Source organism: Salinibacterium sp. UTAS2018, from assembly GCF_004118935.1.
Classification (GTDB): domain Bacteria; phylum Actinomycetota; class Actinomycetes; order Actinomycetales; family Microbacteriaceae; genus Rhodoglobus.
Window position 1 is genome coordinate 397,208 of record NZ_CP035375.1, and the last position, 22,271, is coordinate 419,478.

The window sequence follows — 22,271 nt, forward strand, 5'->3', positions numbered from 1 at the left end:
GACCCCAATGAACATATCGACCCACACCGACTCAGTTGCGCTCTCGATGACCACGACGGCGGAGTTCACCGCGTCAGCCGAACGTGCGTGGCAACTGGTGAGCGACCCGCGTCAGCTGGAGCGCTGGTGGGGGCCGCCCGAGTGGCCCGCTACCTTTGTACGCTTTGACTTCGAACCAGACGGCCGGGCTCACTATTACATGCAGGGTCCGGATGGTGAGCGCCTTCACGGCTGGTGGAAGTTCATTTCCATCGCGGCTCCGACGCAAGTCCTTATTGAAGATGGCTTCGCGGATGACCAGGGCGAGCCCTCGGGAGACCTCGGCGTCACGACGGCGCGGCTGACTTTCGAGCCGACCGACTCCGGCACCCGACTCACGATCTTTTCGCAATTCCAGTCACTTGAGCAATTGGAGGAAATGATCGAGATGGGCATGGAAGAGGGAATGCGCCTCGCTGTGGGCCAGATCGAGGGCATTCTGAGCACCACAACCAGCGAGAGCAAAGAGAACTGACGGGCGCCGCGTCGAAGCCTCAATGAGCAGCCGTTCGCGTGCGGTGACTGGGGTTCGAAAGGGCGAGCGGTAGTGATCCATCCGAATAGGTAGGGTGGATGGTGACTCTCGTGGAGTCGCGAATGTGGGCAGTTGAGTGTCCCAAGGAGATCGTCAGCATGAACACACCTCGCCCGTCGTCATCGAAGCGCCCGCCGCAAGGCCGTAAAGCTAAGCCGCGTCGCCAGCTTCCTTTGCTTCTGGGTGGAATCGTGGTGCTCGGGCTGCTCGCGGTTGCCTTCGTCGCTGGCGCGCAAACGAACTCCGACTCGTCATCGCCTCAGGCTCTTCCATCTGTCTCGAATGGCGATGATGCGCAGCCTGCTCTCGAGCTCGCGCGACGGGTTGCCGATGATCCCACAGCGCTCGGAGCGACCGATGCTCCCGTCGTTCTCATTGAATATGCGGACTATCGCTGCCCGTTCTGTGGTGTTCTGTCTCGAGAAACCCTCCCTGAACTGGTCGCTGAATACGTCGAGTCCGGGCAACTTCGCATTGAATGGCGCGATAATCCGATTTTCGGCGAGACCTCGGTGATGGCGGCAGTTGCTGCCCACGCGGCAGGGGAGCAGGGATTCTTTTGGGAATATAACGAGGCGGTGTACGCCTCGGCGCCAGAGACCGGGCACCTCGAGATCGATAGCGACAAGATTCTCGACTACGCCCGCGAGATCGGAGTGCCTGATATGGCAAAGTTCGAAGCTGATCTGGTGAGCCCTGAGCTCTATGAACGTGTGCAGCTCAATGCGCAAGAGGCTCAACAGATCGGTGTGACGAGCGTGCCGTCCATTGTGATCAATGATGTTGCCATCGCGGGCGCGCAGCCGCTGCAGGTGTTCCGGGATGTCATCGACGAGCAGCTAAGACTGGCAGACCAGTAACAGTGGATATCGGATACGCCGGGGCGTTTATTGGTGGCCTTTTCGCTCTACTGAGCCCGTGTTCCGTGATGCTCTTGCCGGCGTTCTTCGCGTACGCCTTCGGCTCCGCTTCGGCATTGTTCGCTCGCACGGCGCTCTTCTTTGCCGGGCTCGTGACGACGCTCATTCCGCTCGGAGTCTTTTCGGCAACGCTGGGTTCGCTCGTGAACGAGAACCGCGGCGCGCTGATTGTGGGCGCCGCTGTAATCGTCATCGCTGCAGGCGCGGTGCAACTCTTTGCTATTCCAGTTCCCGGTCTGACCCGAACCGAGAGAGCGGATGCTGCAACTGACCGCACCTCTGCCGTTTCCGTCTTCGCGCTCGGCATGGTCTACGCCGTCGCTGGCGTCTGTGCGGGGCCGATCCTCGGGTCTGTACTCGCGGTCGCGGCCCTCAGCGGAAACGCGGTCTACGGCGCCATCATGCTCACCCTCTATGCTCTCGGGCTGACGGTTCCGCTGCTCGTTCTTGCGGCTGTCTGGAAGCGGCTCGGCGTGCGAGGGCGTCGCTGGCTACGACCTCGAACGCTCACGATCCGTGGATGGTCGAACTCGTGGACGATGATCGTGTCCGGCGCGCTGACCATTGCAATTGGCATCCTTCTGCTCGTGAGCGATGGCACTGCCTCGCTCGGCGGGGTAATCCCAATCACCTTCCAGTACCGCGCAGAGTCGTGGGCGGCAACGACCGGATCGAGCATCAATAACGCGCTCTTTCTGGGCGTGGCGGTCGCAGTCGCCGCCGCTGCTGCCGCAGCGGTCTGGCTCGTCTCCCGGCGCGCGGCTCTGCACGCGCAGGCGCTCGACGAAGAAGTTCACGTCGAATCAGGCCCGCTCGGCGAATGACGCGAGCCCGAGCGTAACTAGAGCTCGGGCATCCATTCGTCGGCGCCGTCTCTGCCGCGCAGCTTGTCGATTTCGCGACGCTCTCGCTTAGTCGGCCGCCCGGCGCCGCGATCGCGGAGTGGAGCGAAGGCGCGCTCTTCGCGAGAGGGCGGCGGGGGAGTCTCGTCGATGTAGCTTTCGGCAGCGGTGACGGCCGAGACGCGCTTAACGATCGTCTGCTTGACGACAAGCATGCGGTCGAAGCCGGCTATGCGAACGCGCACCTGATCTCCGATGCGCACGGGCTGAGCAGCTTTAACACTCGAACCGCCGATTTTCACGTGACCAGCCCGACAAGCAGCGGTCGCTTGCGAGCGAGTTTTGTAGACGCGCACCGCCCACAGCCAGCTGTCGACGCGAACGGTACCCGCAGCCATTAGACCGTCGCGAGTTCAGTTTTCCACTGAACGAGGCGCTGCACGGTGGCGTTAGTGTCCGCCGCGAGAGTATTCATTGCATCGTCGGGCACGAAAAAGTTGATCGCGAGAAAGCCGCGCACAACCTCGGAAGGGTCATCGACGAGCATCCGAAGCACATCGCACGGGGCGTGTTCGTTGCGGGCAACGCACGCTCGCACTCCGGCGTCGCTGTCGCGGGCGAGCTTCTCGAACACGTCAACGGGGGTGTGGTGGCTGCTCGCGGCGCTTTCGCGAATCTTGGGGTTGGGGTCAGCGGCGAGTAGCCGCAGGCGTGCAATTTTACTGTCGGTGACCTCAGGCGCGGGGTGGAGCACAGCAGCCTCTTCGGCGCTGAGCATCGAAGGCGCCATCGCTCGCATCTGTGCCCGTTGGGCGGGAGTATTGAACCGGATGCATGACATGGTGTCGAGGATACTCGTGCGCTGCTGCGAGACCACGCTGTGCTCTCGGCATTTTGGATGCGGATGCTCGCTAGACTTGACCCGTGGCCAAGAGCAGTTCACCCGAGATCAGCGATCGTGTGTGGACTGTGCCCAATATCTTGAGCTTCATCAGGCTCGGGCTCGTTCCCGTGTTCCTCTATCTCATCATTTCTGCCCAGGACGCTTTAGCGCTGATTGTGCTGGTTTTTTCCAGCCTCAGCGACTACCTCGATGGCTTCATCGCCCGGCGTTTTAACCAAATGACGCGATTGGGGCAGCTGCTCGATCCGGCGGCGGATCGCCTCTTCATTTTTGCGGCGCTGATCGGTCTCGCCGCTCGCGAGGTGATCCCGTGGTGGTTGGTCGTCGTGATTGTGGCGCGTGACGTCATGTTGGCGATCTTGGGCATCGTTTCTGCCAACTACGGGTTTGGCCCGCTTCCGGTCCACCATTTGGGCAAAGTCGCCACTGCGGCGCTCTTCTACTCACTGCCGATACTGATGCTCGGGCAGGCATTTCCTGCGATTGCCGGGGTCACGGAACCCCTCGGGTGGGCTTTCGCGCTCTGGGGCGCATTCTTATATTGGTGGGCAGGTTTCATTTACGTTGCACAATCGGTCCGAATTTCTCGTCTTCCGAGGGTCTGAGGAGTGCTCCGATCCGATACGCTGGTTAGTCAGGGAGGTTTGCGATGGTTGAGTCAATGAATAGTGGTCACGGCGCCGACGTACAGTCGGCAAACGAGACGTCCGCGCAGCCTATTGTCGAGCGCATCGACACCACAGCTACGTATAGTCACGAGTTTGCGGCGCAGGTCGCAGCGATGGCTGCTGATGTGTCGGCCGACGAGCAGTCTGCGATCGCCGCGCTGCCTTCGGGGTCAGCTTTGCTGATCGTTCGCCGCGGCCCCAATGTGGGTGCGCGTTTCCTTTTGGATGCCGACCTCACTACGGTGGGCCGTCATCCTGAGGCAGATATTTTTCTCGATGACGTCACGGTGTCGCGTCGTCATGTCGAGTTCTTGCGTAACGGTATGTCTTTCGATGTTAAAGACTTGGGTTCGCTCAACGGCACCTACCTCGGCGGCGACCGCATCGCGACTACCGCTGTCCTTCGCGACCGTGCTGAAGTTCAGATCGGCAAGTACAAGCTCACGTTTTACGCGTCGCGGCGCGATCTCGCGCCGGCGGCGAGTAATTAGTGGCTAGCGTCGCACGCCAAGCGCGGTCCACTCCGGGTCCCGCTCTGCTAAGTATTGGCCAAGTTCTTGCCAAGCTCAGTCCTGAGTTTCCTGACTTGACCCCGTCGAAGTTGCGTTTCCTCGAGGAACGAAAGCTCGTTGCTCCAGCGCGAACAGCGTCGGGCTATCGCAAGTTTTCGTCCGCAGACATGGAGCGCCTGCGCTTTGTGCTCACGATGCAGCGCGACCACTATCTTCCCCTCAAAGTCATTCGTGGCTATTTGGAAGAGATGGATGCGGGGCGCACGCCCGAGCTTCCTGGTGGCGCGGTTGCGGCGGCTTCCATGCTCTCGGCGGAGCGCAAGCTCACCCGCGACGAGTTAATTCGCGAGGCCGGCGCGAGCCCGATGCTGTTGGGGGACGCGATTTCGTCGTCGCTCATCGTGGCGTCCGATGTATTCGGTGAAGATTCTCTTGCCGTGCTCAAGTCGCTTGTAGAGCTCCAGCGCAGCGGTATCGAGCCACGACACCTTCGCGGGTTCCGCGCAGCCGCAGAACGCGAGCTAGGCCTTATCGAGAGCGCATTGATGCCGGTCGCGCGTCGTAAAGATGCGTCAAGTCGCGCCCGTGCGGCTGAGATGGCCCGCGAAATTGCCGGGCAGCTAGAGATCGTTCGCAGCAGTCTTATTCGATCCGCCCTCAGCAGACTCGATTCGTAGTACGGTCGATCTGTTGATCGTTTTTTGGCGCCAGCCAAAGACGGTTCCGTGAGGTTGGCCCAGTTTCACCCGGCTGATTCCGACACGCCGCCGAGTTTTTGCGAATGTCGTTGATCGGGGCCGCGGGCGTGACTACCGTGGGGTAACACGAAACACTAAGCGTCAACTTCAACATGAAGGTTCGTTGTTTTCGTGCTGATCAATCAGAACTAAAGGGGCCAAGCCATGAGTGAAGTGAACCGTAGCGAAGAATCACGCTACGACCTTGGCCTTCTCTTCACCGACGGAATGCCCAACCTCGACGACACGTCGGGGTACCGCGGCGCTGTAGCTGCTCGCGCTGCGGGCATTAGCTACCGTCAACTCGACTACTGGGCTCGCACCCAACTGGTAGAGCCCACGGTTCGTGGCGCTGCCGGATCAGGCTCACAGCGACTGTATGGCTTCCGCGACATCCTCGTGCTCAAGTTGGTCAAGCGACTGCTTGACACGGGTATCTCCCTTCAGCAAATCCGCATCGCAGTCAATCAGCTCCGTGAGTCGGGCATCCATGATCTTGCTCAGACCACGCTCATGAGCGACGGAGCCGGGGTCTACCTCTGCACGTCGAACGACGAAGTTATCGACCTCGTAAGCCGCGGCCAGGGCGTGTTTGGCATTGCTGTTGGCAAGGTTCTGCGCGAAGTGGAAACCAGCCTGATCGACCTCGATACGATCAAGGGCGAAGACCCGATGGATGAGCTGGCTAAACGTCGTTCATCCCGCGCGTCCTAAGCGACGCTTTTCTCGCTGCGCAAATCTGCGTAGCTGTCAGGACGCAAAAAAAGACCAGCACCGAAGTGCTGGTCTTTTGTGCACAGAGCCGAGCTACTGGCCGTTGTTGTACTCGCCCATGCGCGCGGCGCGCATGACGCGGTCGAGAATCTGATCGAAGTATCGCGCCATTTCCTGAGCGCTCTCGCCCGGCCACACATGCAGGGGCTTCGCAGCGCCCTGAGCTTGCTGAAGCGACGTACGCTCCGGAAGCTGCGGGGAAAGCACGAGCGGGCCAAACATGTCGCGAAGTTCCTTGATTCGAAACTGGTGTTCGAGCGATTGCGACCGTAAACGGTTCACGATGATCCCGAGCGGCTGCAAACGAGGGGAGAGGCCGCGGCGAATTTCTTCGATCGCGCGGAGGGCGCGGTCGGCGGCGGCCACTGAAAATAGTCCGGGTTCCGTAACGATCGAGACGCGATCGCTGGCAGCCCACGCGGTTCGCGTGAGGGCGTTGAGCGACGGCGCGCAGTCGATCAGTACAAGGTCGTAATCCGCTTCAACGTTGGCGAGGGCTTCTTCAAGCTTCCAGATGTCGCGAATGCTGGGGTGCGGCCCGTCGAAGTTGATCGCCGACGGGGAGCCGATGAGTACATCTATTTTGCCGGGGCGGCCTTTGGTCCAGCCACTGGGAGCGATCGCGGCGCGCACGATTTTCTCCTTGGGCGAGGCAAGGACGTCAGCCACATTGAGGTGACCGGTGACATCAATGTCCATACCGGTCGAGACATCGGACTGGGGGTCAAGGTCGACGACGAGAGTTCGAAGACCGCGAGCGAAGGCCGCCGAAGCGAGCCCAAGCGTAACGGTCGTCTTTCCTACGCCCCCCTTGAGGGAGCTAACGCTAAGTACGTGCACGAGTAACGACGATACCTTCACTACAGTTAAGAAACCTAAAACTCCGCCAACTTTTGCGCACCCTTGAGGAAACTGCCAGAGTTCAATCACTCTAGGCTTGGTTTTTGTCAGGAAGGACCGAATGTTCAAGAAGATTCTCGTTGCTAACCGAGGTGAAATTGCCATCCGCGCTATGCGCGCGGCTGTCGAGCTCGGCGCAAGAACCGTTGCTGTTTTTCCGTATGAGGACCGTAATTCGGTTCATCGGCTGAAGGCCGATGAGGCGTATCAGATCGGTGAGGAGGGTCATCCTGTTCGGGCCTACCTCGATGTTTCGGAGATCATCCGAGTTGCGAGGGAGTCGGGCGCAGACGCGATCTACCCCGGCTACGGCTTCCTCTCGGAGAACCCTGACCTCGCTCGCGCTGCAGCGGACGCGGGAATCACCTTCATCGGCCCACCCACCAAGGTGCTGGAGATGGCAGGCAACAAGGTCACGGCAAAGGAACACGCCATTGCGGCGGGAGTTCCCGTGCTCAAATCAACTCCGGCCAGCACTGACCTTGAAGCGCTCATCGCTGGTGCCGACGAAATCGGCTTCCCGGTGTTTGCTAAGGCGGTCGCCGGTGGTGGTGGTCGCGGCATGCGCCGCGTCGACAAGAGAGAAGACCTGCGCAGCGCTCTTGAAGAGGCCATGCGCGAGGCAGATAGCGCTTTCGGTGACCCCACGATGTTCATCGAGCAGGCGGTCGTTCGCCCGCGTCACATCGAGGTACAGATTCTCGCTGACTCGCACGGCGGAACGATCCACCTGTTCGAGCGCGACTGCTCGGTTCAACGTCGTCACCAGAAGGTTGTCGAGATCGCTCCGGCGCCCAACCTCGACGAGAACACCCGCCAGGCGATGTACCGCGATGCGATCGCCTTCGCCAAGTCCATCGACTACGTGAACGCGGGAACCGTCGAGTTCCTGCTCGACACTGCGGGGGAGCGCAAGGGTGAGCACGTGTTCATCGAGATGAACCCGCGCATCCAGGTCGAGCACACGGTTACCGAAGAAGTGACCGATGTCGACCTCGTTCAGTCCCAGATGCGCATTGCGTATGGTGAGTCGCTCGAAGAGCTCGGGCTCCGTCAAGATGAGCTTCAGCTGCGCGGGGCCGCTCTGCAATGCCGCATCACGACAGAAGACCCCGCCAGTGGGTTCCGGCCCGACACCGGCAAGATCACCACGTACCGTTCGCCGGGTGGTGCCGGCATCCGTTTGGATGGTGGAACCGTTTCTGCAGGTTCGCAGATCTCGCCGCATTTCGACTCCATGCTCGTCAAGATGACCTGCCGTGGTCGCGACTTTGCGTCGGCGGTGCGCCGCGCTCGTCGTGGGCTCGCGGAGTTCCGTCTTCGCGGTGTCACCACAAACATCCCGTTCTTGCAGGGCGTTCTTGACGACCCTGAGTTCATCGCGGGCGACGTCAGCACGGCGTTCATCGATGAGCGTCCGTGGCTCGTCAACTCGCACCGCTCGAAGGACCGTGGAACCAAGATCCTCACGTGGCTCGCTGATGTGACCGTCAACCAGCCCAACGGCGATGGCGCGGGAATCATCAAGCCCCAGTTGAAGCTGCCCGAGGTTGACCTCATGGTCGACGCTCCTGCCGGTTCGCGTCAGCGCTTGCTTGAGCTTGGGCCGGTCGGTTTCGCTTCCGCACTGCGCGAGCAAAAGTCGTTGGCTGTCACTGAAACCACTTTCCGCGATGCTCACCAGTCGCTCTTGGCGACTCGCGTGCGTACTCGCGACTTGGTCGCAGTGATGCCGCACGTTGCGCGCCTGACACCTGAACTCCTGTCGGTCGAGGCGTGGGGTGGTGCGACCTACGACGTTGCACTGCGCTTCTTGGCCGAAGACCCGTGGGAGCGCTTGGCATCGATGCGTGAGGCTCTGCCGAACGTCGCGATCCAGATGCTGCTGCGTGGCCGCAATACGGTTGGCTATACCCCGTACCCCACCGAAGTGACGGATGCCTTCGTGCGCGAAGCAGCCGACACCGGGGTAGATATCTTCCGTATCTTCGATGCGCTCAACGATGTTTCGCAGATGCGTCCTGCGATCGACGCGGTTCTCAACACGGGTACCGCTGTCGCTGAGGTGGCCCTCTGCTACACGGGCGATCTTCTTGATCCGAATGAAGATCTTTACACGCTTGACTACTACCTCAAGCTTGCCGAACAGATCATGGAGAGCGGCGCTCACGTGCTCGCGATCAAGGACATGGCCGGCCTGTTGCGTGCAGAAGCCGCTGAGAAGCTCGTCACGGCGTTGCGGGAACGATTCGACGCTCCGGTCCACGTGCACACTCACGACACCGCTGGTGGCCAGCTGGCCACGCTCTTGGCTGCAGCACGCGCCGGGGCGGATGCAGTGGATGTCGCTAGCGCTCCGATGGCAGGAACGACCAGCCAGCCGTCCATGTCGGCCTTGGTCGCCGCGCTCGCGCACACCGAGCGCGACACCGGAATCTCGCTCGATGCTGTTTCGGATCTCGAGCCCTACTGGGAGGCCGTGCGTCACACCTACGCGCCATTCGAGTCGGGACTTCCCGGCCCGACAGGGCGCGTCTACCACCACGAGATTCCTGGTGGTCAGCTCTCCAACCTGCGTCAGCAGGCGATTGCGCTCGGTCTCGCCGATCAGTTCGAAACGATTGAAGACCTCTACGCTGCGGCCAACAAGATGCTGGGGCGTCCGCCTAAGGTGACGCCGTCATCTAAGGTCGTTGGCGACTTGGCGTTGGCTCTGGCTGCTGCCAACGCCGACCCGGCTGATTTCGAGGAAAATCCCGACAAGTACGACATCCCGGATTCCGTTATCGGTTTCATGGCGGGGGAGTTGGGGGAGCTTCCTGGTGGGTGGCCCGAGCCCTTCCGTACGAAGGTGCTCAAGGGGCGCAACGTCAAGATTGGTGTCGAAGAGATCAGCGCTGAGGATCAAGCGGCGCTCGATGGTGAACCGCAGGAACGCCGCTCGGCCCTCAACCGGTTGCTGTTCGCTGGCCCGACTCAGATCTTTGAGACGGCGCGCGAAACCTATGGCGATCTTTCCCAGCTCGACAGCACTGATTACCTGTACGGCATCCAGCACGGTCAAGAGCACGTGGTGGAGATCGAGAAGGGTGTTCAACTCTTCGTCGGTCTTGAAGCGATCGGTGAGGCCGACGACAAGGGTATTCGTACGGTGATGGCGACCCTCAACGGGCAGCTGCGTCCCGTATTCATCCGGGATCAGAGCATCCAAGTCGACTCGACTGCTACGGAGAAGGCCGATGCGTCGAAGCCCGGCCACGTGGCCGCACCCTTCTCTGGAGTCGTCACGTTGCAGGTCGAGGAGGGCGCGAAGGTTGAAGCTGGCCAGGCCGTTGCCTCGATCGAGGCCATGAAGATGGAAGCCGCGATCACCACTTCTGTCGCCGGAACGGTCAAGCGTTTGGCCATTCCCACGACGCAACAGGTGGATGCGGGAGATCTGCTTGTGGAAATCGAGCCCAGCTAGTTCGTAAAGTTTGTAGGGTGAGGGCGTGACCGTTGTGCAAACGACGGTCACGTCTCGCTCGTTAACGCGGTAGAATGGTGTGTTTGCTTTCTGAAGGGGATCGACACGTGACTACAAAGCGCAATGACTCTGATGTGCAGTCGTCCGTCGACGAACAAGATTCGTCGACCGATCACGACACGAAAGACTCGACTGTTGAGCAGGCTCCGAGCTCTGAAAGCGTGACCTTCACGCTGTCACTGCCGGTTGCCGTTCGCGAAACACCGGCGCACGAGGCCGCTGTAGCAATCGATGATGTCGCCGTTACGGCCCATCACGTCGACCCTGCAGCGATGGCAACGACTACCGTCGCATTCGCGCCGGAGTCTGTGGTGACCATTCCGCCGGAGTCGGTGCCCGAAGCCGCTGTGATTCCGGAGCTTCCCCCGGCAGACCGTCCGTCGACGCGTCGAGGGCGTCAACGCACCGAGGTACGCACAACGCCAGAGACGGCCACAATGCTGACTGCCGAGCGATTGATCAATCCGGGGCGAAAAACTCGTCTGGCAGCGCCGGAGGGGTTCTTCCAAGAACTCGTCTACGCGGCAACCTTCCACCTGGTCAATCTGGGGGATTCCTACCGCGTGCGGGAGCGCAAGGCGCTCGAAGCTCGCGTCACTAAAACTTTCGTCGGCGGTACCCGATTCGTGCCGGTGCTCACTCGCAAGGGCGGCGTGGGCAAGACCACGATCACCGCACTGCTCGGTATGGCACTGGCCGACACTCGCGAAGACCGCATCATCGCGATCGACGCCAACCCCGACCGCGGCACGCTGGCAGAGCGCATCGACAAGCAGACGCGCGCCACGGTGCGCGACGTCGTTATGCGTGCCGAATCGCTGCACACGTTCAGCGAGTTCCAGACTGTCGTTTCTCGTGACGAGACTCGCCTCGATGTGCTGGCCTCCGACACCGACCCTCACGTATCCGAAGCCTTCGATGAAGATGACTACAACGTTGTTGCCGATATGGCTGAGCGTTTCTACTCGGTTGCGATTACGGACTGCGGTACCGGCATTGTGCACTCGGTCATGCGAGCGACTCTGCAGCGTGCAGACTCGATCGTGATCGTTTCGGGCGGCAGCGTCGACGAAGCTCGACTGGCCTCTGAAACGCTCACTTGGCTTGAGTCGAATGGTCATGAAGATCTCGTCAAGAACGCCGTCGTTGCTATTAACACCGCCACACAGGGCACTAACTTGGTCAAGCTCGAGGAGATCGAGGCGCACTTCAAGTCGCGCGTTCGTGAAATCGTGCGTGTTCCCTACGACCCCAGCTTGGCGACCGGGTCTGTCGTTCACTACCGCGATCTCAACAAGCTGACCAAAGCGGCAGCCACTGAGCTTGCGGCAGTAGTCATGGATGGCCTTCCCGCGGTTCGGGTCAACTGACGTTATGGCTGTTCGTGAGATCCGTCTTTTCGGCGACCCCGTCCTTCGTTCGGCATGCGATCCGATTGTGATCGGTGACCCGCGTGCCACTGCACTCGTTGATGACCTCATCGAAACGGTGAAGCTTCCCGGGCGAGCGGGGCTAGCCGCGAACCAGATCGGCGTCGGTCTGCGGGCGTTTAGCTACAACATCGATGGAGACATCGGCTACATCATCAACCCTGTGCTCGCCGAAGTGTCGGGGGAGCCGGAGTTGGTAGACGAGGGGTGCCTCTCGGTGCCCGGTTTCTACTTTCTGCGCCGTCGGTACCCGTTTGCGCGGGTCACTGGCGTGAACCTAGCGGGGGAGCCTGTCGAGCTCAGCGGCGATGGCCTCATGGCTCAGGCGCTTCAGCACGAGACAGATCACCTCGACGGTCACCTCTATATCGAGGGCCTTGAGGCTGAGACGAAGCGTGAAGCGATGCGCGAGATCCGTAAGGCGTCCTGGTACTAGCAGGTCTTGAGGTCGTGGATTCCACGCGGACCGCGCCTACGCACGAGAAAACCCCCGTCACGCGTGCGTGACGGGGGTTTTCTGCTGTGACAGCTACTTGAGAGAGATTCCCTCCGTGGCCGGCGAGTTCGAGTAGAGCCCGTCGATCACGTCGGCAAAGTCCACCAGGATGACGTTCCTCTTGATGCTGAGTTTCGGGGTCAAGTGACCGCTTGCCTCAGTCAGGTCAGCATCCAGGATGTGGAACTTGCGAATCGATTCGGCGCGGGAGACTCGAGAGTTTCCGACGTCGATCGCCTTTTGCACTTCGGCGAGCACCGCGGGGTGCGCTGCTGCCTGCTCCACGGTCCACGTAGCGTCGAGGCCGTTGTTGCCGAGCCAGGTCGGAAGCATCTCTTCATCGAGAGTCACCAGCGCCGAGATAAACGGGCGCTGCTCCCCGACGACGACGACTTGTCCGATGATCGGGTTCGCGCGAATCGGGTCCTCAAGGGCAGCCGGAGCGACGTTCTTGCCTCCGGCGGTCACGATGATCTCCTTCTTGCGACCGGTGATCTCGAGGTAGCCCTCTTCGTCGATCTGTCCGATGTCGCCGGTCTTGAACCAACCGTCTTCAAACACCTCGTCGGTGGCAGCCTGGTTGTTCCAGTAGCCGTCGAAGACGCACACGCCCTTGGCTTGAATTTCTCCGTCGTCTGCGATGCGAACGGATACTCCGGGAAGCGGCGGGCCGACCTTTCCGATCTTGAAGTTCGAGGGCTTGTTGACCGAGATCGGAGCAGTCGTCTCGGTGAGGCCGTAGCCCTCAAGAATCGTGAGACCGAGACTGCGGTAGAAGTGTCCGAGGCGAAGGCCGAGCGGTGCAGAGCCTGAGACGGCGTACTTGACGCGTCCGCCGAGGGCAGCGCGAATCTTCGACAGCACGAGGCGGTCGAAGACGGCGAACTGAATCTTGAGGCCCAGCGGCACGTGGCCGGCATCCATGGCCTTGGAGTGAGCAATCGCGACCTCAGCGGCCTTGCGGAAGATCTTGCCTTTGCCGCCGGCTTCAGCCTTTTGCTCCGAGGAGTTGTACACCTTCTCGAAAACACGCGGCACGGCCAAGAGGAACGTCGGCTTGAACGAGGCCATCGACGGCAGCAAGAGCTTGGTGTCAGGCTGGTGTCCGACCTTCACGCCACCATGGACGCACAGGATTGAGATAAAGCGGGCGAAGATGTGCGCTGTCGTGATGAACAGCAGCGTGCTCGAGTCGGGGTTCACAACCTCCGGAATCGCTTTCTGAGAGTTGCGGCACAACTCAACGAAGTTCGAGTGCGTGATGACGCAGCCCTTGGGCTTGCCGGTCGTTCCCGAGGTGTAGATCAGGGTCGCGAGGTCAGATCCCTTGGCGAGGTTACGGCGACGTTCAATTTCTTCGTCGGTTACGGCTGAACCTGACTTTGCGAGCTTGTCGAGGTCACCGAGATCGATCTGCCAGACGTTGGCGATCGCAGGAACGTCGGCGCGAATTTCATCGAAGCGAGCGAAGTGATCCGGCGTTTCGGTGATCATCGCCGTAGCGCCAGAATCCGTGATATTCCAGAGGATCTGGCTTGGCGAACTTGTTTCGTAGATTGGTACGAGCACTGCTCCCGCAAACCAGGTTGCGAAGTCAATCAGAGTCCACTCGTAACGGGTCTTGCACATAAGACCGATTTTGTCGCCGGGCTCGATGCCTGCGGCAACCAAGCCCTTCGCAAGAGCTTTAACTTGGGTAAGAAACTCTGTTGACGTCACATCGCTCCAGCCACCGTTAGCGGTGGGGAGCGAGAACAACGCGTTATTGGGTGTAGCCGCAACGCGATCTATCAAGAGATCGGTAGCGTTTGCTTCCGGGTCAGCCTTAACGAGGGCTGGTACATCAAACTGTTTCACGGCAACTCCTTTGGCACCGGTTAGGTGGTCTCGTCCACTCTATCGAGATCATCCGCCACAAAACACGCGCGCATTGGTGCGAGAGAACAATTGCACCCTTTTGTGGGGTACCTGACCACCGGGCGGTAGAGTGGGTAATCCCGCGACGACGAAAGAGAGGTGCCATGTTCTATTGGTTTATGAAGAATCTGGTTGCCGGTCCCATCTTGAAGACCGTCTTCCGTCCGTGGGTATCCGGTTTGGAGAATATTCCGCGTAAAGGCGGAGTCATCTTGGCCAGCAACCACTTGTCTTTCATCGACTCAGTCTTCTTACCGCTCGTAATGGACCGCCGTATTTTCTTCTTGGCCAAGAGCGACTATTTCACCGGCAAGGGCATTAAAGGCTTCCTGTCGCGCGCGTTTTTCAATGGCACCGGCATGCTGCCGATTGACCGTTCCGGCGGCAAGGCATCCGAGGCGTCACTCAATACCGGGCTTGCTGTTCTCGCTCGCGGAGAGGTTCTCGGCATCTACCCCGAGGGCACCCGCAGCCCAGACGGCAAAATGTATCGCGGTCGCACCGGCGTTGCCCGCATGATTCTTGAGGGTCACGTCCCGGTTGTTCCGGTAGCGATGATCGACACCGAGAAGGTCATGCCCATCGGTACCAAGATTCCTCGCATGGGTCGTATCGGCATTGTTTTCGGTGAACCGCTCGACTTCAGCCGTTTCGAAGGCATGGAGGGCGATCGGTTTATCCTTCGCTCGATTACCGACGAAATCATGTATGAACTCAACCGCATCAGCGGGCAAGAGTATGTGGACGTTTATGCCACCTCGGTCAAGGACCGCAGCGCAGCTCGTCGCTAACTCCTCCGCCGTTAGGGCGACGTGCGACACCGTCCTCACGCACATGTAACGGTGACGCTCAGCGCTCCGCGGTGCCGTAGGCTCTAAGAGGGTCACAAGCCCAGCCATTCTCGTAGTAAATGTATGAAGGAAACTCCTCGTGGTCGACCCGTCAGAACCAGTCGTGCTCGCTGATCCCGCCGTGATTGCCGGCCTAGACAACTGGCGCACTCTCCCCATCAAGCAGCAGCCGCAATGGCCGGATGCCGACGCCGTTGGCGAAGCATCCAGCAAGATTGCCTCGCTGCCGCCTCTCGTCTTTGCGGGCGAAGTAGATCGCCTCCGCACGAGGCTCGCGCGCGCCGCTCAGGGTGACGCCTTCTTGCTGCAGGGTGGTGACTGCGCCGAAACGTTTGCCGGCGCTACGGCGCAGCAGATCAGCGACCGCGTCAAGACCATCTTGCAGATGGCTGTCGTGCTCACTTATGGCGCGTCGAAGCCCATCGTTAAAATGGGGCGCATGGCCGGCCAGTTCGCCAAGCCGCGTTCGAGCGACTCCGAGACGCGCGGCGATGTTACGTTGCCCGCCTACCGCGGCGACATCGTCAACGGCTTTGACTTCACTCCGGAGTCGCGCACCGCAGACCCCGCTCGTCTCGTCGAGGGCTACCACACGGCAGCTTCGACGCTGAACCTCATTCGGGCGTTCACGCAGGGTGGTTTTGCTGATTTGCGCCAGGTGCACTCCTGGAACAAGGGATTCGCGGCTAACCCGGCGAACCACCAGTACGAGAGCCTCGCTAAAGAAATCGATAAGGCGGTGCGCTTCATGGAGGCCGCAGGCGCTGACTTCGACGAGCTCAAGCGAACCGAGTTCTACGCCAGCCACGAAGGCTTGCTCATGGACTACGAGCGCCCCATGACGCGCATCGACTCACGCACCGGCACCCCGTACAACACGAGTGCTCACTTCTTGTGGATCGGGGAGCGCACCCGCGACCTCGACGGCGCTCACATCGATTACTTCTCGCGACTGCGTAACCCGATCGGCGTCAAGCTCGGTCCAACTACGACCCCCGAGACCATGAAGCAGCTCATCGACAAGCTGGACCCTGAGCGCGAGCCCGGCCGACTCACCTTCATCACCCGCATGGGTGCTGGCAAGGTGCGCGACGCGCTTCCGCCCCTGCTCGAGGCCATCAAGAGCATGGATGCCACGCCTCTCTGGGTCACTGACCCGATGCACGGCAACGGCCTCACTACGCCCACCGGCTACAAGACTCGTCGTTTCGATGACGTCGTCGATGAGGTCAAGGGATTCTTCGAGGCGCACCGCGCTGCGGGAACGTACCCCGGCGGCATCCACATCGAGCTCACCGGTGACGACGTCACTGAGTGCCTCGGTGGCTCCGAGCAGATCGACGAAGCAACGCTCGCGACTCGCTACGAGTCGCTCTGCGACCCGCGACTCAACCACATGCAGTCTCTCGAACTCGCGTTCTTGGTGGCTGAGGAGCTTCGCGCCTTCTAGCACTAACGAAAAGCCCGCCCTGTCGAGCGCCGTAAGGCGCACCGCTGGGCGGGCTTTTAGGTTGTTAAGACGCTTGGAAAACGCGACCTATAGCTGCGGACCGTAGAGGGTCACTTCCGAGCCTCTCTTGAGAGATTCGCCGGCGCCGGGGTCTGTGCCAGAGACCGGTGCGAAACTTGAATTCCAGAATCCCTGAGGGATATCGGTGATCACCGTCACTACGAAATCGAGCGATTCGAGTTCGGCTTTCGCTGCGGCGATCCATTCGTCACTTACGTCGGGGACCTGAACTGGTTCGGGGCCGCGAGAAGTGATCAGCGTGACGGTATCTCCTTCGCGAACAATGCGCGGTTCGCCCTCGTCGTTCTTCTCGGAATCGATCGAGACGACAGTGCCTTCATCGCAGTCGCTGAAGACTTCGATACCCAGTTCAACGTTGAGCTGGAGGTCAGCGAGCGTCTGCGTGGCATTGTCAACGCTCGAGCACGCCACATCGGGCAGCGAACCCGCCGACACGATCAGCGACACCTCTTGAAGCTCACCATAGTTTTCTGCACCCAGGATGGAGGCTCCGTCGGCGTCGAGAACATCGATGATGAAGCCGGCTTCGATCTCGCTATCGAACTGTCTCACGACCGGCTCGACGAAGGTGAACGGTGCTTCGCTGATCGCGGTGCGAGCCTCGTCCTCCGTCATGTCTGCGAAATTCGGCACAGGGAGGGGGCGCGGCCCCTGAGAAATGAGAAGTTGCACGGGTGAACCGTTCGCGACGATGGCTCCCACTGCAGGATCGCTATTGGCCACGAGATCGACGGCGATCACCGCGTCATAGGCTTCGCCCAGTTCGTCACTGACCTCAAGGCCGAGGTCTTCGAGTATGACCCGAGCCTCGGCGGGGGTGGAATTCTGAATGCTGTCGGGAATTGTCACTTGCGATCCCGGTCCGGCGCCGAAATACCACCCCGCACCGGCAGCGCCACCCACGAGAAGCACGATCAATGCGACCAGCCACCAGCCACGTTTCTTTCGCTTCGTGGCTCGAGTAGAAAGTGTCGTGGTGTTTTCTGAAACCTGAGTGGGCGCGGGGGCCGCGACTTGCTGCAGCTCGGCACCGAAAACTTGAGTGTCAGCCGTCGAGTTCTGAGGTTCGCTGGCAGGGGCGCTGGGCAGCACCATGGTGCGCTGCACGGCGGTCGATGCCGTCGGTGGTAGTGCTGTCATGAGCGAGCTGTGCGTTTGATACAGCTGATCGAGCAGCACGCGAGCGTCTTTGGGACGATCATCCGGTTCGCGAGAAGTTGCCCAGAGCACGAGGTCGTCGAGTTCGGCCGGCACGAGGTGGTTGGCAGCGCTAGGGCTGGGCACGACCTCGTTGGCGTGCTGATAGGCGATCTGCATGGGCTGTTCGCCCTTGAAGGGCTGTTCACCGACGAGCATTTCATACATCATGATGCCGATGGCATAGATGTCGCTGCGGGTATCGGCGAGTCCGCGGGTGACGAGCTCGGGGGAGAGATAGGCGATCGTGCCGAGTAGTGCTGCGCCGGTTGCCGTGTTGGCGCTGGCCGCGCGTGCGAGGCCGAAGTCGCCGATCTTAATGCGGCCATCGTCGGCAAGCAGCACGTTCTCTGGCTTGAGGTCGCGATGGACGATGCCCGCTTTGTGCGCCGCGGCGAGGCCTGCGAGCACAGCCTCCATGATGTCGAGTGTTTGCTCGGTAGTGAGAATGCGGTGTTCTTCAAGAAGGTCACGCAGCGTAATGCCAGGCAGGTACTCCATGACGAGATACGCCATGTCGCTGTCTTGGCCCTGGTCGAAAACGTTGACGACGTTCGGATGTGCAAGACGCGCAGAGGATCGTGCTTCTTGAACGAAACGTTCCTTGAACTTGCTGTCGTCAGCAAGGTGGCCGTGCATCACCTTGATCGCGACCTTGCGCTGGAGGCGCTCGTCGGTGGCGAGGTAGACCGTAGCCATGCCCCCACGCGCAATCCGCGAACGAATCTGATAGCGGCCGTCGAGCAGACGGCCGATCATCGGATCAGTAGAGTTCGCATTCACTCTGAGAGTCTAAAGTTCTGAGCTTCCCCAGCACCGCTAGACACGGCTGTTCTGCAGGTTAGTCGAGCTGTTCGAGCCAGAAGCGGGCTGATTTCTCCCACTTTGCGTACGCATCCGGGTGTCCGGAGATCTGTACGGCCTGTGCGGCGCGCGTGACCGTCATGTTCTGCCAGCCGGAGATTTCCAACAATCCGCGAGTAGTTCCTGAGTTGGGATTGCTTGGACCCCCGTAAAAGAGACGTGCAGCGTGGTCCGGCGCCGTGAGCTCGGCCACTGTTCCCCATCCTGCACTCGGGCGCTGCTGAAAGAGACCGACGGAGTCGCGATCGCCCCAGTCAAGGTTTCGAAGACTCGACTCCTGCATTGCGGTAGCGAGGGCAATGATGATGCCGTAGTCCGACACACCGAGCTCGCGGCCCACCTGAATGATGACGTCAGCGTTTGCTTGCATCTCAGAGTCGAGGTACGTGACAGTATCCCCGGTGCTGGCGACGCTCGAACTCGGAGCAGGGATCGTCAAAGTGTCGCCGATGAAGATCATCCCCGAGTCAGCGATGCCATTAGCTTCCAGCAATGCTGCAGCCGAAATGTCGGCGATCGAGGCGATCGCTGAGATCGTATCGCCGGACACCACGACGTAGGGAGTGCCTGGCGTGGGTCGCGGTGCCGACTCGTCAGAGCTGCTGGCATCGGCTTCACCTGTGGAAATCTCATCAGGAGAAACATCGTGATGGTCTTCAGCGGCGTCGAGTTCGTCGGCAGTGAAGTCGTACGCTTCGGTCTCTTGCAGAGGCGAGCTGAGGTTGCCGGGAATGATCATCGTCTGGCCGGGGTAGATAATGCTCGACCACCCAAGCCCATTTGCCGACATGACCGAAATCGTAGAAACACCGAACTTGTGAGCGATCCCGCTTATCGTGTCGCCAGCCACGATGGTGTACTCGCCGTTGGTCGTCTTAACCTGGTTGACGCTGGGCAGCGTCTCCGCCGTGTCTTTGGAGAGCTTCAGTTCTTGGCCCGGAAAAATCATCGACGACCAGCTGAGCCCATTCAGGGCGAGAACGGATGCGGTCGAGAGCCCGTATTTCGAGGCGATGTCGCTCACCGTGTCGCCTTCTGCGACACGGTAGCTGGCGGGTGCGGGCTGAATTTCGGTCGCAGGCGCTTCGCTGACGCGTGGCGCGGCAAGGGCGGCGCTCGGCTTATTTGCACGTTCAGTCGACAAGCGCGGATCGTTGGGGGTCTTCGCATTGACGGGTTCGACCGGACCGGTGAGATTGAATGTCACGGCAGCGAGTGAGCCGACGAGAAGCACGGGTACCGTGTTCATCACGCTGCGGTGGAGACGCGCACGCTGCTTTGTCAGTCGTCGAGCACGATCGTCGCTGTGCTTCGATGGTGCGGGAGCGAGCCCCGCAAAAACGTTCGACGCACTGTTGTCGATGTCGTCAGTAATGAAATGTGTCATGTAATTCTTCCTGCTCCCGGCCCCGAGTAGGTCTCTGTGATTGTGAAAATCACCGCTCCCAAGTTGTCACAGAAGCAGTCTTGTGTCAATCAATGTGGCAGGAGTGACTGATGTGACTGGTGTTATTCGAGTTCACTAGTGAATATTCTGCGGAAGCCGTGCGAACTGTCAGGTTTTACGCTGATGTCGTGGCAGTCTTAACGTGTGAATGAATCACCCTCCACCCACTGGCTTACTGTTCCTGACCTCACCGAGCTTCTCGGTCTCAAGGTGAGCCAAGTGCGCCGCCTTATCGAAGAGGGCGCACTACTCGCCAGCAAGATCGATGGAGTCTGGCAAGTTCCCGACGTATTCATCGTCGATGGAGCTCCCCTTCGCGAACTAAGGGGAACAGTCGTCGTGTTGTCCGACGCGGGCTTCTCGTCAGACGAGTCGATGACTTGGTTGCTCTCAAGCGAGCCGAGCTTAGGAGTATCCCCGGTCGAAGCCCTTCGAGCTGGACGCAAGGCGGAAGTGCGTCGCGTCGCTCAAGCGCTCGGCTTCTAGAGCGCACAACTCCTTCCTTAGCGTCCTCTAGTTCTCGAGAGCGAGGCCGATGCGCCTTCAGCGCGACGCGCTAAAAGGTGCGCGTGGTCGCCGCTTTTGCCAGTTCGAGAAGCTGCGCCCGCGCTGTCGGCGCTAAGTTCGCGCTCTCGATCGCTTCGCAGGCTCGTTCCAAATTGCGAGTGATGACTTTTTCGACTTGAACGATCGCGCCGGATTCGTGCAAGGTCGAGCGGAGCATGCCGACCTGTTCGTCGCTGAGGTCGGGATCTCCGAGAAGCTCGTCGAGGATCGCGTTGGCGCTTCGCGAGAGGTTTTGGCGCGCAATCGCGATAATCGCGGTGCGCTTTCCCTCACGAAGGTCATCGCCGGCGGGCTTTCCCGTAACTTCAGGGTCACCGAACACTCCGAGAACGTCATCCCGCAACTGGAATGCGACGCCGAGCGGCAGCCCAAAGGCTCGTAGCGATGCGAGTTGCTCGTCACTGCCGGCGCCCAAGCTAGCCCCGAGCACGAGGGGGGCTTCGACGCTGTACTTTGCAGATTTGTAAACGAGTACGCGTTGGGCTCGGTCGAGTGCTTCTGATTCGGGGTAGCTCGCCCAGGCGCTCTCATCGTGGATGTCGAGAAACTGACCTGCCATGACCTCAGTTCGCATGGTCATGAACTCTTTGCGGGCCGCGATGGCGGAAGGTCGAGGGAGGGTGCCGAGCCCGCGACCAAGTAGTTCATCGCTCCAGCCCAGCAAGAGGTCGCCGAGCAGCAAGGCCGATGCTTCGCCGTAGGCCTCAGCGCTGCCGCTCCAGCCGCCCTGTACGTGCATCGTCTCGAAGCGTCGGTGGGCCGAGGGTGCTCCGCGGCGAGTATCCGAGCGGTCCATGATGTCGTCGTGCACCAGCGCTGCGGCATGAAACAACTCAAGTGCGGAAGCCGAGAGCAGAACGCCGGTGAGATCGTGGCTCGCGCTGTCGTCAGCGAACGGATCTTCGGGTGAGGTCAGTCCCGCGACTGACTGCCAGCCCCAGTAGCAGAAGAGCGCCCGAAAGCGCTTGCCGCCGGCGAGGAGGGCGCTCCCCACATCGGTAAGGGCTGTCAGCTCGGGGGCGATCGCTTCAAGTTCGCTGTGCTTCTCGCTCAGGAACTCATCGATTTTCAGCTGGACAAGGTCAACTAACTGGTTACTCTCAGGCACTCGTCTAGCCTACCTAGTGAATGGGGGCGTACTATAGAGACCTAGCCGTAAATCCCAGAGAGAGGGGAACGGAATGCCGCTTTCAGAGCAAGAGCAGCGGGCCCTCGATGAGATGGAGCGCAGTCTCTATCAAAACGATGCCGATTTTGTCAGCGCAGTTAACCCTCGCAAAGGTAAGCCTAACTATCGAATGATGGTTATCGGCGTCCTTGTTGCGGTCGCTGGAATCATCGCGCTCCTCACGGGCGTCATCATTCAGCAGCCTCTCGTGGGCGTATTGGGCTTCATTGTCATGTTCGTTGGCGTGCTGCTCTTCGTATCACCGTCACGCTCGAGTGATGCCGACCTCGACGCAGACGCTGCACCCGCATCCTCAAGCAACTCGACCAAACGCGGGGCATCCTTCATGGATACCCTCAACGAGCGCTGGGATCGCCGCCAGGACGGCCGCGGCTAACCTCCCACCCACTCCACTTTCAAGGACCAGCCTTCGGGCTGGTCCTTTT

The 22,271-nt window shown here is 60.4% G+C and carries 21 protein-coding genes; 14 read left to right on the forward strand and 7 right to left on the reverse strand.

Going from position 1 to position 22,271, the window contains the following annotated elements:
- Positions 1–7 precede the first annotated feature (7 nt).
- The 3 genes from ESZ53_RS01890 (at position 8) to ESZ53_RS01900 (ending at position 2,318) form a co-directional block, all read left to right on the forward strand.
- On the forward strand, positions 8–514 hold the full coding sequence (locus ESZ53_RS01890; RefSeq protein WP_129071285.1) for an SRPBCC domain-containing protein: 507 nt from the start codon (positions 8–10) through the stop codon (positions 512–514).
- A 158-nt stretch (positions 515–672) separates the two neighbouring features.
- Positions 673–1,434, forward strand: a complete 762-nt coding sequence (locus ESZ53_RS01895; protein WP_129071286.1) for a thioredoxin domain-containing protein — start codon at positions 673–675, stop codon at positions 1,432–1,434.
- Between the two features lie 2 nt (positions 1,435–1,436).
- Positions 1,437–2,318 (forward strand): cytochrome c biogenesis CcdA family protein, encoded by an 882-nt coding sequence (locus ESZ53_RS01900; protein ID WP_129071287.1) that lies wholly within the window; start codon positions 1,437–1,439, stop codon positions 2,316–2,318.
- Positions 2,319–2,335: 17 nt separating this feature from the next.
- On the opposite strand, the gene ESZ53_RS01905 is transcribed toward ESZ53_RS01900, so the two are convergent.
- Together ESZ53_RS01905 and ESZ53_RS01910 are read right to left on the reverse strand one after the other, a co-directional pair.
- Entirely contained in the window at positions 2,336–2,734 is a 399-nt protein-coding gene (locus tag ESZ53_RS01905) for an RNA-binding S4 domain-containing protein (RefSeq protein ID WP_129071288.1), read from the reverse strand.
- Positions 2,734–3,177 carry a HEAT repeat domain-containing protein gene (locus ESZ53_RS01910; protein ID WP_129073455.1) on the reverse strand — a complete coding sequence of 148 codons (444 nt, stop codon included), beginning with the start codon at positions 3,175–3,177 and terminating at the stop codon, positions 2,734–2,736. The genes ESZ53_RS01905 and ESZ53_RS01910 overlap by 1 nt, the downstream gene beginning before the upstream one ends.
- 83 nt (positions 3,178–3,260) lie before the next feature.
- On the opposite strand from ESZ53_RS01910, the gene ESZ53_RS01915 reads away from it, so the two are divergent.
- The 4 genes from ESZ53_RS01915 (at position 3,261) to ESZ53_RS01930 (ending at position 5,871) form a co-directional block, all read left to right on the forward strand.
- On the forward strand, positions 3,261–3,845 hold the full coding sequence (locus ESZ53_RS01915; protein ID WP_129071289.1) for a CDP-alcohol phosphatidyltransferase family protein: 585 nt from the start codon (positions 3,261–3,263) through the stop codon (positions 3,843–3,845).
- Positions 3,846–3,889: 44 nt separating this feature from the next.
- Complete coding sequence (locus ESZ53_RS01920) at positions 3,890–4,399, forward strand: FHA domain-containing protein (protein WP_129071290.1); 510 nt, start codon at positions 3,890–3,892, stop codon at positions 4,397–4,399.
- On the forward strand, positions 4,399–5,097 hold the full coding sequence (locus tag ESZ53_RS01925) for a MerR family transcriptional regulator (protein ID WP_129071291.1): 699 nt from the start codon (positions 4,399–4,401) through the stop codon (positions 5,095–5,097). The genes ESZ53_RS01920 and ESZ53_RS01925 overlap by 1 nt, the downstream gene beginning before the upstream one ends.
- Before the next feature lie 225 nt (positions 5,098–5,322).
- On the forward strand, positions 5,323–5,871 hold the full coding sequence (locus ESZ53_RS01930) for a MerR family transcriptional regulator (RefSeq protein WP_129071292.1): 549 nt from the start codon (positions 5,323–5,325) through the stop codon (positions 5,869–5,871).
- Positions 5,872–5,964: 93 nt separating this feature from the next.
- Here the strand turns inward: ESZ53_RS01930 and ESZ53_RS01935 are convergent, their stop codons facing one another.
- Positions 5,965–6,771 carry a ParA family protein gene (locus ESZ53_RS01935; protein ID WP_129073456.1) on the reverse strand — a complete coding sequence of 269 codons (807 nt, stop codon included), beginning with the start codon at positions 6,769–6,771 and terminating at the stop codon, positions 5,965–5,967.
- A 121-nt stretch (positions 6,772–6,892) separates the two neighbouring features.
- On the opposite strand from ESZ53_RS01935, the gene ESZ53_RS01940 reads away from it, so the two are divergent.
- The 3 genes from ESZ53_RS01940 (at position 6,893) to ESZ53_RS01950 (ending at position 12,223) form a co-directional block, all read left to right on the forward strand.
- Positions 6,893–10,297, forward strand: coding sequence for a pyruvate carboxylase (locus ESZ53_RS01940; RefSeq protein WP_129071293.1), 3,405 nt, complete (start codon positions 6,893–6,895; stop codon positions 10,295–10,297).
- Between the two features lie 107 nt (positions 10,298–10,404).
- Positions 10,405–11,727, forward strand: a complete 1,323-nt coding sequence (locus ESZ53_RS01945) for a MinD/ParA family protein (RefSeq protein WP_246837353.1) — start codon at positions 10,405–10,407, stop codon at positions 11,725–11,727.
- A 4-nt stretch (positions 11,728–11,731) separates the two neighbouring features.
- Positions 11,732–12,223 carry a peptide deformylase gene (locus ESZ53_RS01950; RefSeq protein ID WP_129071295.1) on the forward strand — a complete coding sequence of 164 codons (492 nt, stop codon included), beginning with the start codon at positions 11,732–11,734 and terminating at the stop codon, positions 12,221–12,223.
- A 93-nt stretch (positions 12,224–12,316) separates the two neighbouring features.
- Here ESZ53_RS01950 and ESZ53_RS01955 read toward each other — a convergent pair whose 3' ends face one another.
- Complete coding sequence (locus ESZ53_RS01955) at positions 12,317–14,140, reverse strand: long-chain fatty acid--CoA ligase (protein ID WP_129071296.1); 1,824 nt, start codon at positions 14,138–14,140, stop codon at positions 12,317–12,319.
- 164 nt (positions 14,141–14,304) lie between these two features.
- On the opposite strand from ESZ53_RS01955, the gene ESZ53_RS01960 reads away from it, so the two are divergent.
- Positions 14,305–14,991 carry a 1-acyl-sn-glycerol-3-phosphate acyltransferase gene (locus tag ESZ53_RS01960; protein WP_100389101.1) on the forward strand — a complete coding sequence of 229 codons (687 nt, stop codon included), beginning with the start codon at positions 14,305–14,307 and terminating at the stop codon, positions 14,989–14,991.
- A gap of 139 nt (positions 14,992–15,130) precedes the next feature.
- Positions 15,131–16,501 carry a class II 3-deoxy-7-phosphoheptulonate synthase gene (locus ESZ53_RS01965; protein ID WP_129071297.1) on the forward strand — a complete coding sequence of 457 codons (1,371 nt, stop codon included), beginning with the start codon at positions 15,131–15,133 and terminating at the stop codon, positions 16,499–16,501.
- Between the two features lie 87 nt (positions 16,502–16,588).
- On the opposite strand, the gene pknB is transcribed toward ESZ53_RS01965, so the two are convergent.
- On the reverse strand, positions 16,589–18,562 hold the full coding sequence (gene pknB, locus ESZ53_RS01970) for a Stk1 family PASTA domain-containing Ser/Thr kinase (RefSeq protein WP_129071298.1): 1,974 nt from the start codon (positions 18,560–18,562) through the stop codon (positions 16,589–16,591).
- 58 nt (positions 18,563–18,620) lie between these two features.
- Positions 18,621–20,030 carry a LysM peptidoglycan-binding domain-containing protein gene (locus ESZ53_RS01975; RefSeq protein WP_129071299.1) on the reverse strand — a complete coding sequence of 470 codons (1,410 nt, stop codon included), beginning with the start codon at positions 20,028–20,030 and terminating at the stop codon, positions 18,621–18,623.
- 204 nt (positions 20,031–20,234) lie between these two features.
- Between ESZ53_RS01975 and ESZ53_RS01980 the strand changes: the two genes are divergently transcribed.
- Positions 20,235–20,576 carry an Rv2175c family DNA-binding protein gene (locus ESZ53_RS01980; RefSeq protein WP_129071300.1) on the forward strand — a complete coding sequence of 114 codons (342 nt, stop codon included), beginning with the start codon at positions 20,235–20,237 and terminating at the stop codon, positions 20,574–20,576.
- A gap of 70 nt (positions 20,577–20,646) precedes the next feature.
- On the opposite strand, the gene ESZ53_RS01985 is transcribed toward ESZ53_RS01980, so the two are convergent.
- Positions 20,647–21,765, reverse strand: a complete 1,119-nt coding sequence (locus ESZ53_RS01985) for a polyprenyl synthetase family protein (protein ID WP_129071301.1) — start codon at positions 21,763–21,765, stop codon at positions 20,647–20,649.
- Positions 21,766–21,838: 73 nt separating this feature from the next.
- On the opposite strand from ESZ53_RS01985, the gene ESZ53_RS01990 reads away from it, so the two are divergent.
- Positions 21,839–22,222 carry a DUF3040 domain-containing protein gene (locus tag ESZ53_RS01990; RefSeq protein ID WP_129071302.1) on the forward strand — a complete coding sequence of 128 codons (384 nt, stop codon included), beginning with the start codon at positions 21,839–21,841 and terminating at the stop codon, positions 22,220–22,222.
- Positions 22,223–22,271: the final 49 nt, after the last annotated feature.

Bases quoted from the DNA above. Each gene is read 5' to 3' on its own strand.
- ESZ53_RS01930 (WP_129071292.1), top strand. From the start codon at position 5,323: ATGAGTGAAGTGAACCGTAGCGAAGAATCACGCTACGACCTTGGCCTT.
- ESZ53_RS01950 (WP_129071295.1), top strand. From the start codon at position 11,732: ATGGCTGTTCGTGAGATCCGTCTTTTCGGCGACCCCGTCCTTCGTTCG.
- ESZ53_RS01960 (WP_100389101.1), top strand. From the start codon at position 14,305: ATGTTCTATTGGTTTATGAAGAATCTGGTTGCCGGTCCCATCTTGAAG.
- ESZ53_RS01905 (WP_129071288.1), bottom strand. From the start codon at position 2,734: ATGGCTGCGGGTACCGTTCGCGTCGACAGCTGGCTGTGGGCGGTGCGC.
- ESZ53_RS01975 (WP_129071299.1), bottom strand. From the start codon at position 20,030: ATGACACATTTCATTACTGACGACATCGACAACAGTGCGTCGAACGTT.
- ESZ53_RS01990 (WP_129071302.1), top strand. From the start codon at position 21,839: ATGCCGCTTTCAGAGCAAGAGCAGCGGGCCCTCGATGAGATGGAGCGC.
- ESZ53_RS01940 (WP_129071293.1), top strand. From the start codon at position 6,893: ATGTTCAAGAAGATTCTCGTTGCTAACCGAGGTGAAATTGCCATCCGC.
- ESZ53_RS01910 (WP_129073455.1), bottom strand. From the start codon at position 3,177: ATGTCATGCATCCGGTTCAATACTCCCGCCCAACGGGCACAGATGCGA.
- ESZ53_RS01920 (WP_129071290.1), top strand. From the start codon at position 3,890: ATGGTTGAGTCAATGAATAGTGGTCACGGCGCCGACGTACAGTCGGCA.
- ESZ53_RS01895 (WP_129071286.1), top strand. From the start codon at position 673: ATGAACACACCTCGCCCGTCGTCATCGAAGCGCCCGCCGCAAGGCCGT.
- ESZ53_RS01890 (WP_129071285.1), top strand. From the start codon at position 8: ATGAACATATCGACCCACACCGACTCAGTTGCGCTCTCGATGACCACG.